General features: G+C 58.4%; 14 protein-coding genes, 1 tRNA gene and 1 riboswitch. Of the genes, 9 read left to right on the plus strand and 6 right to left on the minus strand.

The genetic code is table 11. The features are described 5' to 3' along the window. Positions 1–7 precede the first annotated feature (7 nt). The 4 genes from DCC27_RS11100 (at position 8) to DCC27_RS11120 (ending at position 6,072) form a co-directional block, all read left to right on the plus strand. Complete coding sequence (locus DCC27_RS11100) at positions 8–1,183, plus strand: hydroxymethylglutaryl-CoA synthase (protein WP_110110976.1); 1,176 nt, start codon at positions 8–10, stop codon at positions 1,181–1,183. Further along, positions 1,180–4,722, plus strand: a complete 3,543-nt coding sequence (locus DCC27_RS11105) for a DEAD/DEAH box helicase (protein ID WP_110110977.1) — start codon at positions 1,180–1,182, stop codon at positions 4,720–4,722. Before DCC27_RS11100 ends, DCC27_RS11105 begins: the two co-directional genes overlap by 4 nt. A gap of 280 nt (positions 4,723–5,002) precedes the next feature. Continuing rightward, positions 5,003–5,314, plus strand: a complete 312-nt coding sequence (locus DCC27_RS11115) for an antibiotic biosynthesis monooxygenase (RefSeq protein WP_233242891.1) — start codon at positions 5,003–5,005, stop codon at positions 5,312–5,314. A gap of 44 nt (positions 5,315–5,358) precedes the next feature. Continuing rightward, on the plus strand, positions 5,359–6,072 hold the full coding sequence (locus tag DCC27_RS11120; protein ID WP_110110978.1) for a DUF2625 family protein: 714 nt from the start codon (positions 5,359–5,361) through the stop codon (positions 6,070–6,072). Here the strand turns inward: DCC27_RS11120 and DCC27_RS11125 are convergent. Continuing rightward, the gene (locus DCC27_RS11125) at positions 6,069–6,776 is read right to left on the minus strand and encodes an ABC transporter ATP-binding protein (protein ID WP_110098131.1); all 708 of its coding nucleotides are present in this window, start codon (positions 6,774–6,776) and stop codon (positions 6,069–6,071) included. The two genes, DCC27_RS11120 and DCC27_RS11125, sit on opposite strands and share 4 nt — an antisense overlap. Beyond that, the gene (locus DCC27_RS11130; protein WP_110101435.1) at positions 6,773–8,416 is read right to left on the minus strand and encodes an iron ABC transporter permease; all 1,644 of its coding nucleotides are present in this window, start codon (positions 8,414–8,416) and stop codon (positions 6,773–6,775) included. Before DCC27_RS11130 ends, DCC27_RS11125 begins: the two co-directional genes overlap by 4 nt. A gap of 73 nt (positions 8,417–8,489) precedes the next feature. Between DCC27_RS11130 and DCC27_RS11135 the strand changes: the two genes are divergently transcribed. Then, a complete protein-coding gene (locus DCC27_RS11135) occupies positions 8,490–9,470 on the plus strand; it encodes a hypothetical protein (protein WP_110110979.1) in 981 nt (326 codons plus the stop codon). Between the two features lie 45 nt (positions 9,471–9,515). Here DCC27_RS11135 and DCC27_RS11140 read toward each other — a convergent pair whose 3' ends face one another. Beyond that, a complete protein-coding gene (locus tag DCC27_RS11140; RefSeq protein ID WP_110098128.1) occupies positions 9,516–10,607 on the minus strand; it encodes a thiamine ABC transporter substrate binding subunit in 1,092 nt (363 codons plus the stop codon). An 80-nt stretch (positions 10,608–10,687) separates the two neighbouring features. Next, positions 10,688–10,797, minus strand: a riboswitch (TPP riboswitch). 277 nt (positions 10,798–11,074) lie between these two features. On the opposite strand from DCC27_RS11140, the gene ectA reads away from it, so the two are divergent. The 3 genes from ectA to DCC27_RS11155 all read left to right on the plus strand — a co-directional run bounded on the left by ectA (position 11,075) and on the right by DCC27_RS11155 (position 13,483). Beyond that, positions 11,075–11,593, plus strand: coding sequence for a diaminobutyrate acetyltransferase (gene ectA / locus DCC27_RS11145; RefSeq protein WP_110110980.1), 519 nt, complete (start codon positions 11,075–11,077; stop codon positions 11,591–11,593). Between the two features lie 74 nt (positions 11,594–11,667). After that, positions 11,668–12,975: a diaminobutyrate--2-oxoglutarate transaminase gene (ectB, locus tag DCC27_RS11150; protein WP_110110981.1), complete on the plus strand. Its 1,308-nt coding sequence runs from the start codon at positions 11,668–11,670 to the stop codon at positions 12,973–12,975. An 82-nt stretch (positions 12,976–13,057) separates the two neighbouring features. Beyond that, on the plus strand, positions 13,058–13,483 hold the full coding sequence (locus DCC27_RS11155) for an ectoine synthase (RefSeq protein WP_110098125.1): 426 nt from the start codon (positions 13,058–13,060) through the stop codon (positions 13,481–13,483). 88 nt (positions 13,484–13,571) lie between these two features. Here the strand turns inward: DCC27_RS11155 and DCC27_RS11160 are convergent, their stop codons facing one another. From DCC27_RS11160 to DCC27_RS11170, 3 genes are all read right to left on the minus strand, one after another. Beyond that, positions 13,572–15,623, minus strand: coding sequence for a TRAP transporter permease (locus DCC27_RS11160; protein ID WP_110110982.1), 2,052 nt, complete (start codon positions 15,621–15,623; stop codon positions 13,572–13,574). Further along, complete coding sequence (locus DCC27_RS11165) at positions 15,620–15,994, minus strand: DUF1850 domain-containing protein (protein ID WP_168186123.1); 375 nt, start codon at positions 15,992–15,994, stop codon at positions 15,620–15,622. Before DCC27_RS11165 ends, DCC27_RS11160 begins: the two co-directional genes overlap by 4 nt. 152 nt (positions 15,995–16,146) lie before the next feature. After that, positions 16,147–17,202, minus strand: a complete 1,056-nt coding sequence (locus DCC27_RS11170; protein ID WP_210403476.1) for a TAXI family TRAP transporter solute-binding subunit — start codon at positions 17,200–17,202, stop codon at positions 16,147–16,149. Between the two features lie 175 nt (positions 17,203–17,377). Here DCC27_RS11170 and DCC27_RS11175 point away from each other — a divergent pair. Further along, positions 17,378–17,450 (plus strand) — tRNA-Ala (locus DCC27_RS11175). Positions 17,451–17,796: the final 346 nt, after the last annotated feature.

Consider the following 17,796-nt stretch of genomic DNA (forward strand, 5'->3'; position numbering starts at 1 on the left):
CTAGCGCATGACCCAGTACAGCATTGGCCTAACAGATCTTGATGTGGCCACCACCGGCTATGTGCTCTCGCTTGATGATCTGGCTGACTATCAGGGCACCGATCCGGCGAAATATCACCTGGGATTGGGACAAGACTGCTTCTCGGTGCCCGGCGCCGATGAAGATATCGTCACCCTGGCTGCCACCGCCGCCTCCCGGCTAGTGGCCCGGCACCCCGAGCACAAAATTACCCAGTTGTACTTCGCCACCGAAACCGGAGTGGACCAGTCCAAATCGGCCGGAGTCTTTGTCCACCAGTTACTCGGCCTGGCACCGAACGTGCGCACCGTGGAGCTGAAACAGGCCTGCTATTCTGCCACCGCGGCACTGCAGCTCGCGGTCGGGCACATTACCCGGTTTCCGCAAGAACAGGTGTTAGTGATCGCTTCCGATATTGCCCGCTACGCGCTGGACACCCCCGGAGAACCCACCCAGGGTGCCGGTGCGGTGGCTATGTTGGTTTCGGCCGAACCACACCTGGTTGCACTGGAACCGGTCACCGGGTTTTACACCGCCGACGTTAACGACTTCTGGCGGCCCACCGACTCCTCGACCCCCTACGTTAACGGCCACCTGTCCTTGGACGCCTATCTGGATGCCACCGCCGGAGCCTACGATGACGCGATGCGTCGGGCACCGGGACTCGACCTGGAGGACATCGACCGGTTCTTGCATCACCAACCCTTCACCAAGATGGCCCGGAAAGCCCACCGTCACCTGGGCCAACACCTCGGCGTGGAGCTCGATGACGCGCTGATCGAGGAATCCATGAGCTTCAACCGCCAGCTGGGCAATAGTTACACCGCCAGCCTGTACTTCGCCCTGGCCGCCCAGCTGACGAATAACGCTGAGCTGGCTCGCAAACGGCTGGGCTTCTTCTCTTACGGGTCCGGCTCGGTCGCTGAATTCTTCACCGGTGTGGTCCAGCCCCGCTATACCGAGCACCTGGACTACCTGGAGCACCTCCAGGCAGATCTGAACGCGCGAAAGACGCTAAGCGTCGAGCAGTACCGCCAGTTGCACCACAGCCACCGGTTGGACTCGGATAATTACATCACCCCGACTGATACCGCCACCAGCTTCCGGTTCGCCGGGGTGACCGACCACGTCCGACAATACGAGACAGGATTGCTACCCTCGTGACTGCAACCGCGGGGTCTACACCGACTGCACCCTACATTGCCGTGGAGGAAATCTACGGTAGCTTTGGCGAGACCATGGCCGAGCGTGGCCAAGAGTACGCCAATGAGCACCGTGTGCTGACCTTAACCCAGCGCTGGCACGACGAACGAATCTTGGTGTGCTCGGCCAAGGTTGAAGGGACCCGCAAATATCACACCCGCCTGGCCTTGCAAGTTTCCGAAGACAGCGAGCAGTACCAGGTCATCGACGCGGTGTGCACCTGCCCGATCGGTAGCTTCTGCAAGCATGGGGCGGCGGTGGCGTTCACCTGCTCGATCAAAGCCGCCGAAGCGGTGTTGGGACGGGAAGCCAATACCGAAGAAGCCGAAATGCTCTTCGAAGAACACATGGACCCGGCCGATCTGGCCCCGTCGCCGGAATCTGATCTCTTTCAGGACGCCGATGCCGACGAACAGACCGAAACCACGGTGCACTCCGGACCCGATTGGCGACACGCGCTGGGTGTCCTGCTGCCTCGAGAACAGCCCGAGGAAGACTACACGGAGGTCGGTCTTGGGGTAGAATTATTCGCCGCTCACACCGGGGGAGCCGGCTCGTGGGCACGACGCTATATGGTGCGCTGGGAGACCGCTCGGCCCCAGGATGTGACCGCCGGCCGGGCGTTATCCATCCGGTTGCGACCATTGCGCAAAGGCACCCGTGGACGGTGGATTAAAGGCGGGCTAAATTGGACCACCTTCGAACACCGGGTGCCGGTCTCGTCCAATAAGTACTGGCCCGAACAAGCCCTGGCCCTGCACCGGCTGGTGCAACTGTATAACTCCAGCGTCTCGGTGCTGGGCTCTCAGGATTTGATCAACCTGTCCTTGGTGTCCTCCCCGCAGATCTGGGACCTGTTGCGCTCGGTGTTGGAAGCACAGATCCCGCTGATCGCCTACGCTGGCTGCTCTGAGGTGGAATTATGCTCCGAGGGCGAGCCCTACGTCGACTTACAGGCCCTGGATGCGGACCTGGGAGAAGAATCCGGGATGCGCATCGGCATCAAGGCGCTGGTGGACCAGCACAGTGAATCCCTCGACGGGGCGATTGGCTCCATCGGTTTCTACCAGGCCCGAGCCCATCAGGCCGCTGAGCCAAGCATCGGGCTTCGGATCATTCCCAGCTCCCAGCCGCTAGAATCTCAATTGTTAGAACTGCTGGACCAGAACGAGAACATCACCGTTCCAGCCGCCGATGTCCCCGAGTTTTTCGACAATTACTATCCGGGCCTGAACCGGGTGCTGTCGATCGGGTCAGCCGACCACTCGGTGGACCTGCCCGAAATCCCCCCGGCGGTCTTGGATCTGCGAGTTGCGATCAACGCCGAATCCGGCACCACGACGTCACGGCAGCGTGACACGGTGCGTGTCAGTGCCCGGTGGTCCTATCAGGGCACGCAGGACCAGACCGAGCACATGGCCCAGGTGCTCACCGCCGCCCGAGAGTATTGGCCCGATGCCGACCGGGGGAGCTTCGTCTACACCGGGGCCACCGCAGCGATCTTCATCGACCAAATTCTGCCCCAACTCCACGACATGGACTATATCCAGGTCACCGAGATGGGGGATAAGCCAGACTACGAACAGCTCGACGGGGAACCCTCGATGACCATTTCGGCCACCCCCTCAGCCCAACGCGACTGGTTCGACCTGGGATTTCAAATCACCGTTGGCGAGACCACGGTGCCCTTTACCGATGTCTTCTCGGCCCTGGTGCGTGGAGAAAATGCGGTGCTATTGCCAGACAAGACCTACTTCACCTTGGACCACTCGGCCTTCGACGAACTACGCCGGCTGATCGCTGAGGCCACCGAACTGCACGAATGGGATCCAGAGGCCCCCACGGTGTCCCGCTTCGAACCCGAAGTGCTCTCCTACGCGGAAGAAATCGCCACCCGGTGGGAAGTGGACCCGCGAGTCAGCGCCTGGATGAACCAACTAGACTCGCTACGTGGCGTTGCTGACCTACCCCCGGCCGAGGTCCCCGAGACCGTCAACGCCGAATTACGCGACTACCAGGTGCAAGGCTTCCGGTGGCTGGTGCAACTGTGGCATCTGAAACTCGGCGGCATCCTCGCCGATGATATGGGCCTGGGCAAAACCCTGCAGACCCTGGCCCTGGTCGACTATGCCCGCACCACTGCCCGCCAGGACACCACCGGCAACCCCGAGGGGCCATTCTTAGTCATCGCCCCCTCCTCGGTGGTGGGTGTGTGGAAATCCGAGGCGGAACGGTTCGTCCCCCACCTGAACGTCACCGTACTCGACACCAGCTCCGCACGCTTGAGAACCGACGTCTCTCGAGTCGTTGAAGACTCCGACCTGGTGGTGACCTCGTACGCCATTGCGCGTCTGGATGCCGACCGTTTCGCCGAACACACCTGGGGCGGGATCATCCTCGACGAAGCGCAGTTCGTCAAAAATCACCGCACCAAGGCCCACAAAGCCATCCGCTCTTTCCAGGCCCCCTTCTGGCTGGCCATCACCGGCACCCCAATGGAGAATGCGCTCTCGGACTTGTGGTCGATCCTCAACCTCACCGTCCCAGGACTGTTCGGGTCCTACGCCACCTTCCGCGACACCTACCAAAAACCCATCGAAGCCGGCCAACGCATTTCTGCCGAACAGCGTGCCTCGGGAGAAGACGCCGAGATCCGTGGCAAAGCTGCCGAACGTATGAACCGGCTACGACAGCGCATCAAACCGATCATGTTGCGTCGTACCAAGGACGTGGTGGCCCAAGAGCTACCCGAAAAACAAGAACAAACCATCACCGTCCGACTCAATCCGGAGCATCGTCGCCTCTACGACCGGGTGCTACAACGGGAACGGCAAAAGGTCCTGCACCTCATTCAGGACTTCGACTCCAACCGGATGAACGTCTTCCGTTCGCTGACGCTGTTGCGCATGCTCGCCCTCGACCCGCAGATCGTCGACGACGAGTACCGGGACGTGGACTCCTCGAAACTCACCGACCTGATGCAACGATTGCAGCTACTGGTCGCTGACGGTCACCGCGTGATCGTCTTCAGCCAGTTCACCTCCTTTTTGCATCGGGTGGCTGAAACACTAACCAAACACGACATTGCCCACAGCTACCTCGACGGAGCCACCCGAAACCGGTCAGCGGTGATCGAGCAGTTCCGGGCCGGAGACATCCCGGTCTTTTTGATCTCACTCAAAGCCGGTGGATTCGGACTCACCCTGACCGAAGCCGACTACGTGTTCCTCCTCGACCCGTGGTGGAACCCCGCCGCCGAAGCCCAAGCCGTGGATCGCACCCACCGGATCGGTCAAGACCGACGGGTTATGGTCTACCGGATGGTCGCTGAAGGCACCATTGAAGAAAAAGTCGTCGAGCTCCAGCGGGCCAAAGCCGAACTCTTCTCCTCACTGACCGAAGACGATACCGCGTTCTCCTCCTCGCTCGGTGCCGAGGATATTCTGGCTCTCTTCGATGCCGGTGCCTCCACTGAGTCCGCTGAGCCCACGGATCCATAGCACCACTGAGGTGCCGGCACACACGGTGGGGAACCTGACCACCGTGGCGGTGATGTGGCGACTCACGCTCCGCGTTGGTCCGCAAGTACTGATCGGCTTGGTCCCGGCGATCGTGCAACGTGGACCGCCCGCAACCGACAGCTACCGGCCCGGACCACCTCATCCCCAGGGTTCGGCTTCGATAGAGCGAACGTACAAAGACGCCGTGAAAGACCTCGAAAAGGTCTACACTTGAACCGGTAGAATACTCGGGGCAGACTTCGTCCCGGTATGAGGAGGAATGACCGACATGACTTTCGTCAATATCACTGCGCTGACGGTTCCTGATGGTGCCCATAATGAGGTTGAGCGTCGCTTCGCGAACCGCAAGCGGGCCGTTGATACCTTCGAGGGATTTCAAGGCTTCGAAGTACTCCGCCCGGTGGTGGGTGAAACCCGGTACTTCGTCGTCACCCGGTGGGATTCGCAGAACAGCTACAAAAAGTGGGCCGAATCCCGCGACGAACACGCCCATGACGAGGATGAAGAACGCGGATTCTCCGTCGATATCCTGGGCTTCGATGTGGTCGAGGACGAAGAAAACCTCAACTAGTCGGCTTCCGTCACCCTCTGTTCGACACCACACAGGATGAGACCATGATCTTTTTTCGGCGTCAAAAGAAATCCCGTGGGCCCCAGCGCCATAAGCGCTCGCTAACCATCCCCGAATTCAGTGACACCTGGCCGGCTATTGACGAATTGCTCAGTGAACAGAGCGAACGCGTCCACCGGGTCGAAGCTGATCCCGCCCGGGCACGTCAGGTGCTCAACGAGCTGGGTGTCTCCGAGGTTTCACACATGGGAGCACTGCTGACCCACACCGCCGGCTTGTTGATCGATGGCGGGTGGTTGCGCATCCTCGGGTCGGGAAACGATGAGCTCCCCGATCTGACCGTCTGGACTCCGCGACACAATGGCCGACCACTGTATATGACCATCGCGGTGGACGTCATCGGCGGTATTTATGCCATCGATGGTGGCGGACTGGGCATTAGCACCGGCTATATTTGCTATTTCGACCCGGTGCGGTTGAACTGGGGCCCGTTAGCCCCGGATTACGCCGGATTCTTGAACTGGGTCTTCAGCTCCGGTTACGAGGAACTGTATGAAGATCTGCGCTGGGAAGATCACCTCCAGCAGGTCCGGACTTTGGATATGACCGAAGGTATCCGCTTCGACCCGCCACTGCACCAGAGCGAGGGCGTTGACATCAACACGCTACAACGCGAAACCGTCGAGCTCGAAGACCTCTGGGCCACCGAATTTGTGGCAGCCCGCTCCCAGCTACCGGCACCGCACCGCGAACACTAAGCGCCTAACACTTCGGTGACCGTGCCCACGCGTTGCAGACGTCCCTGGTCGATCAACGCCACCTGATCGGCGACCATCCGGGCTTCTGCATGGTCGTGGGTGACATAGACTCCGGCAATCTCGGCCTCGGTGAGGATCTGCCGAATATCGTCGGCCAATCGTGAGCGTAGCTCGGTATCTAACGCCGAGAGTGGCTCGTCAAGCAACATCACCGCCGGTTCTACCGCCAAGGAACGAGCCAAGGCCACGCGCTGGGCCTGACCACCCGAGAGTGTGGCGACGTTGCGACGACCAAAACCGGGCAGGTTCACCAGCTGCAGCAGACGCTCCACCCGGGCCCGGCGTTGCGACCGGGGGAGATGTTCCACTTCGAGGCCATAGGAAATATTGCCGGCCACAGAGCGGTGCGGGAATAGTTGGGCGGACTGGAATACCATGCCGATGCCGCGCCGGTGTGCCGGAACATGTTGGCCTGGCCCGGCCAAGATGCGGTCGCCAAAACGCAGGGTGCCGGAGCTGATCCGCTCCAGTCCGGCAATGCCACGTAACAGCGAAGACTTTCCCGACCCCGAGGGTCCTAACAGGACCAGGATGGTGCCGGCGTGAACCTGGAAGCTGGCCTCGGTGATGGCTTGGTACCCGTTGGGATAGTGCACCGAGATCTGCTCGGCGATGAGTTGCTGTGGTGTGGTGGAAGCTGTCACGATGTCCTTTCCTTCACGCCCGCCGGGCGAAGCCGTTCGCAGATCAACAATATGCCAGCACTCAGCACGGCTAACACCACCGAGCCAGCCATGGCCATCCCAAAATTATCGGAACCAGGACGCGACAGCAGCTGGACAATGACCACCGGCAACGTCTGATAGCTCGGGGACGCTAAAAAGCTGGTGGCCCCAAATTCTCCCAGCGAGACCGCAAAACCAAAGCCGGCAGCCAATCCGAGGCTACGGACCACGTAGGGGCCATCAATGGTGGCGATCACCCGGACCGGGGAAGCCCCTAACATCGTGGCAGCCTCACGTTGGGCCGGGTCGACCGCGGCCAACACCGGCACCAGAGTGCGTACCACCAGGGGCAAAGCCACCACCGCCTGAGCCAACGGGACGAGCAATCCTGACTGCGCTAGGTGTGGGAAGGCTGGTTGCAAGGAGATCAAGAATCCGAAACCGATGGTCACCGCCGAAACACCCAACGGGAGCATGAAGGCGCCATCGATGAGCCGTTGCAGGGACCGCACCGCCGGGGAATGGGTGGGACGGGTGAGCAACAACGCGAGCGGAATTGCCAACAGGACGGTGACTATTGTGGCATCCAGTGCGATACGTAGCGAATGGTCCAGTGCCTCCACCACCGTGGCGCCACCGGCAAAACCGGTTCCCGAATGCGTAGCCAACAGTTGGTAATGGCGCGTGCTGAATTCGCCATCAACCGTCAACGACCGGGCCACCAAGGTCAGCAAGGGAGTCAGTATCAGTCCGAGGACCACCGCGAGCGTGATCGTCAACGGGAACCAGTCGGTGCGGGTCAGCCTCACCCGGTGCGCTTGGTGCAACCGAGCCGCCTGCGAGGAACCGGTGCGCTGGGTAATGATCACCGATATCACGACAATCACGCACTGAATCATCGACAACACCGCGGCGGTGCGCAGATCGAGGAACGTCTTGGTCTGGCGAAAAACCTCGGTCTCTAACGTCCCGACTCCCGGGGCGCCCAGCGACCGCACTAGCCCGTAGGCGGTCGAACAAAACAGAAACACCAACCCGGCGCTTCCAGCAATGGCTGGACGTAGCGCTGGCAAGGTCACGGTGAAAAACGCCCGAGCCGGGGAAGCCCCGAGCATTCTGGCCGCTTCAGTGGAACGTGGATCCAAGACCTGCCACAACGACCCCACCTGACGGATCACCACCGAATAGTTGAAGAACATCATGGCGATGATCACTGCCGTCGTGGTCTGATCCAGAAACGCTAGGCTGGTGCCTGGCCCAAAGACCGCACGGAAGGCTACCCCCACCACCACGGTGGGCAACACAAACGGGACGGTGGCCACCGAACGGAGCATCTCTCGACCCGGAAACTGTGTGCGGTAGAGGATATAGGCGCCCGGGATCCCAAGCACCAGGGAGCCCAGAGTTCCGGCGGTGGCCATGAACAAGGTGTGACCAATAATCCGCCAGGTGCGTGCGGTGCCGAAGACTTCCCCAAAACCCGACAGGTCCAGCGAGCCCTGATCATCAACCAGGCCTCGGGCCAGCATCCCCAGCACCGGCCAGGCGAAAAAGACCGCAAGGAAGGCCAACGGTAGCAGGGCGACGAGCACCCACACGATCCAACGAAAACGCGACATCACACCGTTCTTTTCAGGTCAATTGGATTTATGACGGGTCATTAAGCCGGGGGTCCTGTAGAGTAGGCCCGTGATGAAAACTCCCTGCGACTTCCGTGGTTCTCGTTTGTTCGCCGTTCTGTTAGCTACCGGTTTAGCGCTGAGCGGTTGTAGCTCCTCAGATGGGGCAGATCAGGCCAGCGACGCGGGAAATAACACGACGTCTAGCCCCTCGGCAGAGCCCACGACTGCCTCGCCCTCGCCGACCCCGGAACCAGAAGAACTGCCCGGTGGCGGTGATACGCTGTTCCCCGACCGCCGCTTCGTGGCACTTTATGGTACCCCGTCCACAGAGGCACTGGGTGCCCTGGGAGAACAGGACCTGGAGGGGTCGATAAAACGTGTCGAAGAGCTGGCCGATGAGTACTCGGAAAACAGTGAGGATCCGATCCAACCGGCCTTTGAAATCATCACCTCCGTCGCGACCGCTCACCCCGGCGAGGACGGCAACTACTCCAACGCCCTGCCGGTCGAGGACCTGCAAGAGTGGGTCGATCGGGCCAAAGAAGAAGACATTTACGTGATCTTGGACCTGCAACCGGGTCATAACGATTTCCTCTCGCAGGCGAAACTCTATGAGGACCTGCTGAAAGAACCCCACGTGGGTTTGGCGCTGGACTCCGAATGGCGCTTGCAACCCGGTCAGGTGCACGGCCGTCAGATCGGCACCGTCGATGCCGCTGAAATCAACGAGGTCATCGACTGGTTGGCCGAGCTCACCGCAGAAAACGATCTGCCCGAGAAAATGCTGGTCCTGCACCAATTCCGCACCTCGATGATCACCAACCGCGACCAAGTGGATACCTCCCATGACGAGCTGGCCGTGGTGTTGCACGCCGATGGCCACGGAACCCAAGAGGTCAAACAGGAGACCTGGAGCGTGCTCACCGAGGACTTGCCCGAGGATATGTGGCCGGCATGGAAGAACTTCTACCGTCAAGACCAGCCCATGCTGACGCCGGCACAAACCTACGACCAGGTGAATCCCACCCCCTGGTTGGTCACCTACCAGTAAGGCAAGCAACCAACCAGACAACAAGGCGGGACGCCATAGGGGCGACTACTGGGCCTCATAGGTTTCGGTCCAGGAGTTCAGCCAGTCTTCACGCTGGTCCGCGACCTCTTGCAGATCCGGCTCAATGGGGTCCTCGGTCAGTGAGGCGTATTCGCTCCACTCGTCTGGCAGCTCGATGCTGTCATCGACCGGATACATAAACATCTGCTCAGGAATATCCGCCTGGAATTCTTCGGAGAGCATGAAGTCGATGAAAGCCTGAGCGCCCTCGGGGTTCTCGGCGTCCTCCAGCACGCCAGCATATTCGATTTGCTGGATGCAGGTGCCGTCAATGCTGGTGGTCCGACCTTCTTCAGCGGCCGGTGACGAGGAGTAAGACACCACCAACGGGTAGGGTCCTTCACCTTCAGAACCGGAGAAGTCGGCGTAATAAGCATCAGACCAGCCACCGGCGACTTTCACCCCGTTATCGAACAGGTCTTCCCAGTACTGTTCGGCATCGTCGCCGAATTCCGTCCGGGTGGCAACCAAGAACGCCAGGCCCGGGGAGGAATCATTCGGGTCACTGGTGACCAACAGGTCCTTGTAGTTCTCATCAGTGAGATCGTCCAAGGTCTCCGGAAGTTCCAGGTCGTTGTCGTCAAACCACTCGGTATCAGCGTTGATGCAAACCTGACCGTGGTCGATCGGCACCAGCGCGTCCGAGCCATCAACGGCGAGGTTTTGGGCAGATTCTGGAAGTTGACCGGAATAATCCTGCAGGAAGTTTTCGTCCAACAGCGTCTGAGCCGAATAATTCTCCACCCCGAAGAAGCCGTCCACGGTGGGGGAGTCCTGTTGCAGGATGAGCTGGTTGACGACAGCCCCGGCGTCACCGGGGGCTGTGGTGGTGACGGTGTAACCGGATTCCTCTTCAAACTGCGCGAGCAATTCCTCGGAGACACTGAAGGAATCGTGAGTCATCATGGTAACTGTCTGGTTCTCGTCACCGTTGTCTCCACCATTATTATCTGCCTGATCTGCGGCCGAACATCCTGACAGTACCAGCGCTACCACCGCCGAGAGCCCGAACACCGTGCTGATCTTTCGACGGTGAGACCGGGCGGGCCCAGGTGAGTGATGGGTGAGGTGCGTCATCAGTGCATATCCTCCTTCAAGGGATAGGAGGGCGAGCACCCTGGGCGAGGTGAGAATCACCCGCGATTAGCCCACGGTGCAAGGAGAGATACTCGACTCCCTTCGCCGGCATGGCCCGGAATCAGGTTCGAGGGTCTGCGAAATGCGTTCGCACTCTCAGCACCACGGTGGTGCTCCCCTGTCGATGAGAAAAACCCTACCGAAGACCTGTTCACCAACCCAACTCATGAACGCCGTGAGATGAGCTCGAGTGTAGAATCGGGAGGCTACCCCACTTAAAATGTGACATCCAACACGTCTTGTATAACAATTTGGTAACAGCTTTTGGCTCGGCTTCTCGAGCCCTGGCGCTCTCCGGGTCCCTAATGATTATCAACGGTTTAGGCGTTTTTTCCGGCCTAAAATTGGCCCACATCGGCGTGAGGGCCGGGTTGAAAGCATTTTTCAGTCGTCTATTGTGAAAAAAGATGGATGACACAAAGACCCTTCCAGACCACCCGACCGACAAACCCCGCGCTATCACGGTTCGACCGTTCGCTCCCGGAGACGGAGCAAAAATTCATCGGATCGCTCGTGACACGGGCGTCTTGGACTTGAACTCCTCGTATAGCTATCTGCTGTGGGTTCGAGATTTCTCCCAAACCTCCGTTGTTGCCGAACTCGATGGTGAAGTCGTCGGGTTCATTACCGGCTACATCCGCCCTGATGCCCCAGACACGTTGATGGTCTGGCAAGTTGGCGTCGACGAAGCCGCTCGGGGACTGCGCGTGGCCTCTCAGATGTTGGACGCGCTCAACGAATCGGTGCAACCGAAAGTGTTGGAGACGACCATTACCTCCACGAATAAAGCCTCCAACGCCCTGTTTGCTTCCTTTGCCAAGCGCAACAACGCTGGTGAAGAGATTACCCCCTTATTCACCCCTGAGATGTACCCCGACGATCAGCCCACCGAATACCTTCACCACATCGCACCGCTGAACAGCTAGAGCAGGATCGCACTGATCCCGCTCGCTGGCGGAGAGATGGGTCGAGACAAGTTTTCCACGGAAAGGAATTCCCCATGGATACCGAGATTTTTGAGACAACAGAGTCCGAGGTTCGTAGCTATTCCCGTTCCTGGCCGACCGTGTTCGTCAAAGCATCTGGCTCCCACCAGATCGCCGAAGACGGCACCGACTACTTGGACTTCTTCGCCGGGGCTGGTGCTCTGAACTACGGACACAACCACCCCAAGCTGATCGACGCCATCCGCGAGTACCTGGACAACGGTGGCCCGTTGCACTCGCTGGATATGATGACCCCGGCACGTCGCGACTTCTTGGAAACCTTCAAGAAAGTCATCCTCGAGCCCCGCGGTCTGGACTACAAGGTCATGTTCCCTGGCCCGACCGGTACCAACACTGTTGAGGCCGCACTGAAGTTGGCCCGTAAGGTCACCGGACGCCAGCACATTCTGTCGTTCACCAACGCCTTCCACGGCATGACCCTGGGTTCGCTGTCGGTGACCGGTAACTCGATGAAGCGTAAGGGTGCGGGTATTCCGCTGACCAACAGCTCGAAGATTCCCTACGACGACTACTTCAACGGCGAGACCGAAGACTTCATCTGGCTGGAGCGCGTCCTGGAAGACTCCGGATCCGGTGTCGATAAGCCAGCCGCCATTATCGTCGAAACCGTTCAGGGTGAAGGTGGTTTGCGTGCCGCACGCGCCGAATGGTTGCGTCAGCTGGCCAAGCTGTGCAAGAGCCACGAGATCTTGCTGATTGTTGACGATGTGCAGGCCGGTTGCGGTCGTACCGGTAGCTTCTTCTCCTTCGAAGAAGCCGGTATTACCCCGGACATTGTCTGCGTGTCTAAGTCCATTTCCGGTTCCGGTCAGCCGCTGGCGCTGACCCTGTTCAAGTCTGAACTGGATGTGTGGGGTCCGGGTGAGCACAACGGTACGTTCCGTGGCAACGCCCTGGCGCTGGTGACCGGTGCTGCCACCTTGCGTGAGTTCTGGGCCGATGACACTTTCGAGAAGGGTCACCTGGCTCAGGCTATCGAGCTGGTTCAGGACAAGCTGATCAAGATTACCGCTGCTGTTTCCGGATCTGCAGTGCGTGGCCGTGGTCTGCTGACCGGTATCTACTTCGAAGATCAAGACCTGGCAGGCAAAGTGGCTGCTGAAGCCTTCACGCGTGGCATGTTGCTGGAAACCTCGGGTCCGGAAGACGAAGTTCTCAAGATCATGCCACCGCTGACCACCGAGCTCGACGAGCTGGAGCGCGGTATGAATCTGATCGCCGAAATCCTCGGCGAGCTGACCGGGGCCGATGTCAGCAGTATTACCGGCGGACAGAACGAAGACAACCTGGCTAACGCCTAAATCGACGGCATAAACCACGACGTCAGTAACAACCGGCTGGCCGCGGCATCAACTCGGCGCCAGCCAGTGAAAGGAACTTGATATGTACGTTATTAACCGTGATGACACCAATGACACCGAGCGCGACGTAACCTCGGAGAACTGGCGCTCACGTCGCATGGTGCTCGCCCGCGAAGGTGTTGGTTTCTCCATGCACGATACCGTGATTTACGCCGGCACGACCTCGACCTTCCATTACCAGAATCATATCGAGGCCGTCTACTGCGTGCAGGGTAACGGTACCCTGACCAACGAAGAGACCGGTGAAGTCCACGAACTCAAGGACGGCACCCTGTACCTGCTGGATGGTCACGAGAAGCACACCGTGCGCGCTGAAACCGAATTGCGCATGGCCTGTGTGTTCAACCCGCCGGTCACCGGCCGTGAAACCCATGACGAGAACGGCGTCTACCCGGCAGTCTTCGAAGAGGGCTCTGACCGCAAGGTGCCGAAGCAGCCTAGCGCCTAAGCTCCACACCTGACGACCAACGGCGACCGGCCCCATTTCGGGGCTGGTCGCCGTTTTTGGTGGGTGATGTTAGAGAACTTTCCTCGTACTAGATGGCCCTGAGCCCGAAGTTGCCTTGCTTTTTAGCCAGGATGGATTGGACGACCAGAACGAGGATCCCGATTCCCAGGCCGCTGAGGGATAGCAGCATATTAGAATTCAGCAACAGGATGGCCGCGCCTGCGATCACGATGCACAAAAACCAGTGCATATTGACCATAAAGTGCCGTTCCAATGCCACGCAAAGCATCAGGATGCCAATGACAGCCGTCGTGACGACAAGAATGCCTTGGCCAATCGAGACGTCTCGTAACAACAATTCCGGACTGTAGACAAAGATATACGGAATAATAAACCCTGCTGCGGCCAGCTTGAGCGCCGCGAAACCAGTTTGCATGGGAGAAGCCCCAGAGATACCGGCTGCGGCAAAGGCAGCGAGCGCGACAGGCGGAGTGATGTTGGCGAACAACCCGAAGTAGAACACGAACAGGTGCGCCACGATCGGTTCCACACCGAGTTCGGTCAATGCAGGGGCCGCCATGGTTGCTGTGATGAGGTAAGCGGGAATCGACGGAAGACCCATCCCCAGCACCAAACAGGCAAGCATGGTGAAGACCAAAGTCCAGAACAAAATACCGCCCGAGAGCGCCACAATGGCCGAGGCTAGCACCACACCGAAGCCGGAGATAGTCACCACGCCAACGATGATCCCCACGCTTGCACAAGCTACAGCCACTCCCAAGGTCTGTCGGACGCCGTTTTCCAGGGCCTCGATAATGTCTTTGAAAGACAATCTGGAGGTCTTGCGCAACATAGCGACCACGATGGTGACAATGATCGTGAGAAGAGCGGAATAAAGGATGGTGCGTCCGGAGAAGAACAGCATATAGATGAGGAAGAACAATGGGATAAGCAGGTGACCACGTTCTTTTAGAACATCGAGAACTGCTGGCAAATTATCTCTTGAGATACCCTTCAGTCCTTCACGAGTTGCTCGAAGGTGAATCTGGACAATCAGAGATAGGTAGTAGAGCAACGCGGGAACGATGGCGGCAACCGCGACTGTGGAGTATGGGACACCAAGTGTTTCCGCCATGATAAAGGCCGCAGCGCCCATGACCGGGGGCAAGATTTGTCCACCCACTGAGGCGGTTGATTCCACTGCCCCGGAAAAGGTCTTGGTGTAGCCAATTTTCTTCATCATTGGAATGGTGAATGCCCCTGTTGAGACAACATTTGCAATAGCTGACCCGTTGATGGACCCCATGAATCCAGATGCAAGGGTAGCCACTTTGGCGGGCCCTCCACGGCTCTGACCAGCAATGGCAAGGGCTAAATCGTTTAACAGCGCTGACATCCCGGACTTTGCTAAGAACGCACCGAAGAGGATGAAGAGAATGATGTAGGTTGCGGACACGCCGGTTGCTGTTCCGAAAATGCCTTCGGTGGTAGAGAGGAACTGATACGCCAGGTCTTCCCATTCATAACCGCGGTGACGCAGCACACCGGGTAATTCACGGCCGAATATTCCAAAGAGGATGAAAAGTATAGCCAAGACTGGAAGTGCCCAACCTGTGACTCGTCGGGCGGCCTCGAGCACGAGAACGACCAAGATGGTTCCGACAATGACGTCCGTGGTTGTCGAACGACCAGCTTGCAGGACCAGCTGCTCATAGTTCGTGGCGATATAGATCGACGGAAGGAGAGAAAGTAGGGCCAGAACACCGTCGACGAGTTGGACAGTCAGGCCCTGAGCTTTCCTGAACGGTGGATAAATCAAGAAAATCAGGAACAGAACAATACTGACGTGGATTGAACGGTGAATCAGCGTGGGAGGTGATCCGAAGTAGGCGGTCCACATGTGGTAAATCGCGAAGGCGCATGCCACTGCGGTGATCAAAATGACCAGGGGACGCCATTGAATGGTGCGCGTCCGAGATGCGGCATCGAACTGAGCCGCAATTTCGGCCGCTTCTTTTTCCTGATCGCGACGTTCTTGGTCAGTCTGGGGGTGATAGCCAGCTTCTGTGATGGTGGCGGTGGCTAGTAAATCTGAAGGTTGATTTTCTGGTTGCCTTTTGGGCTGTTGAGCAGGTTTCATAGCAGTACTATCTCGAGTCGTTGGTGATCAGGAAGTTGCGTTGCATCTATACATTGCGGATCATGATCGATGAGAACTTGGTACTGGGCGCGATGAGAATGGATCCAGCGAATTGCGTCGAAGGGGCGGTCAATATTATCGATAACCACTTGGTTGCCTTCGTAACGCAGATCTCCTTGTTCTCCGGCGGGCATGCCGGCTCCGTAGGAAGAGAAACGAGTTTGGGTCAGCACCAAGCCAGTAGGAGTCACCGTAAAGATGTCGGTCCACGGTGTGAGTTCAATTGAGTGAACCCAAGACAGGCTGATGGTGGTGCCGTCTTTGGCCGGGAGCGTGGCATACACATCGTGATGTTGCTGGTGACGGCACACAATTTGTCGATGTCTAGCCGGTATTGAAGCAGTAACGCCAACCCCGCCAGCAGCCGCGAGAACGGTCCCCACTGTCAAAGTGAGGACCGATCTGCGACTCATATCTGGCGGTGTCATGAAAACATGGGGCCTTTAATCACTCAATGAGTTCACTAGTCTTCTTCGCCAGCAACGTGGCCAGAGACATCGACACCATTTTCCTCCAGGTACCGGGCAGCTCCGGGGTGCAATGGTACCGTCAGCCCCTCGGTAGCTTCTTCGAGGCTAATGTCTTCAGCGGCTGCATTGGAATTGTGGATGGCATCAAGGTTGTCGAAGAAAACACGGGTGATGTCGTAGGCGGCATCCTCGCTCAATTCTGAGCTAATCATCAAGTGGTTGACGACGCCGACGGTCTCAACATCTTCTTCCTGCTGGTAGGTTCCGCCTGGGATAGTGGTTTCGATGAAGTAATCGTTTTCCAGGAGTTTGTCACGCGCATCCCCGTCAATGGTGAGGACATTGAAGTCTGTACTCGTCGACAGTTCGGTTAAAGCGGGGTTCGGAACGCCGGCCGTCACAAATGCAGCGTCGATATGTCCGTTTGCCATCTGGTCGGTGGCCTCTGCGTAGTCAAGATAATCGGCATTGATATCGTCGTAGGTCATATCGTATGCATCAAGAATCGTCTGAGCGTTGAGCTCTACGCCAGAACCGACGTCACCTACGGCAACATTCTTCCCGGACAAATCTTCAATGCTTTCGATATCGGAGGAAGCGCTGGCTACCACTTGCACAGTATTCGGGTACAGGGCTGCTACAGCCATCAAGCCGTCACGTGGCTCGCCTTCGAAAGGTCCAGTGCCTTCTAAGGCCTGGACATTGGCATCACCCATGGTGATCGCTAGTTCAGCGCCACCGTCGGTGAGGAGGTTAATGTTTTCGGCGGAGGCACCGGTGGCCTGGACCGTGCTGTCTGAACCCAGTTCGTCGCTGAGTAGATCACTGAATGTGGCGCCGACCTGGTAATAGACTCCAGACGAACCGCCTGTTGCAATTGTGAGGAACTCGGTATCCAGATCTCCGGTTTCCGCAGATCCGTTCGATGATTCGTCTCCGCAAGCGGTGAGCGCCAGGGTTGCCACTGCGACTGTTGCGCCAAGCTTGGTGAAAGGTGAATTTCTTGTACTGCGGTTGTGCGTTTTGGGGGCGTGAGTCATGATCGACATAGCCTTGCTCCTCGTGATGTGTGACCTTGGTGAGTGTCGTGACTGGCAGTTAAGGCACATAGCATTAAATGTGTCGTAAATCACTACATTGAGAGTAGCAGAAGTCACATTCTCAGACGTTAAATTTCATGAAGGGTAGAGGGGTGGGAAAACAGGCGTAGACTATACCCGCTATGGGGCTATAGCTCAGCTGGTAGAGCGCGTCGTTCGCATCGACGAGGTCAGGGGTTCGACTCCCCTTAGCTCCACTGAAGAAGAGAAGATCGAAACTGCCCCGCCTGATGGCGGGGCAGTTTTGTGTCTGCAGTGACGTGCGCCGGGACGTCGATGCTGATGGAGTGGACAGCCCTGCGCCGACAGGACGAGCCTCGTACATGTGGCGGTCCTCAGTGAGTCTTAGAGCGTGGCGGGGCACTCCGGGCGTGAACCTCGCTCGTGTGGCGTGGTGTTCCATGCGCGAGAGTGCCGGTGAGGTCAGCTCCAGGCACAACCGGTGGGTCCATTGGCCGGAATGCTGTGGCATCGAGCTTCTCCGCATAGGACGAGAGCTACAACTAGTTGTTCGAAGCTGCGTTTGCCTTCCCCACCTGAAGT

It is taken from the genome of Auritidibacter sp. NML130574, assembly GCF_003185725.2.
In the GTDB taxonomy this organism is placed as follows: domain Bacteria; phylum Actinomycetota; class Actinomycetes; order Actinomycetales; family Micrococcaceae; genus Auritidibacter; species Auritidibacter ignavus.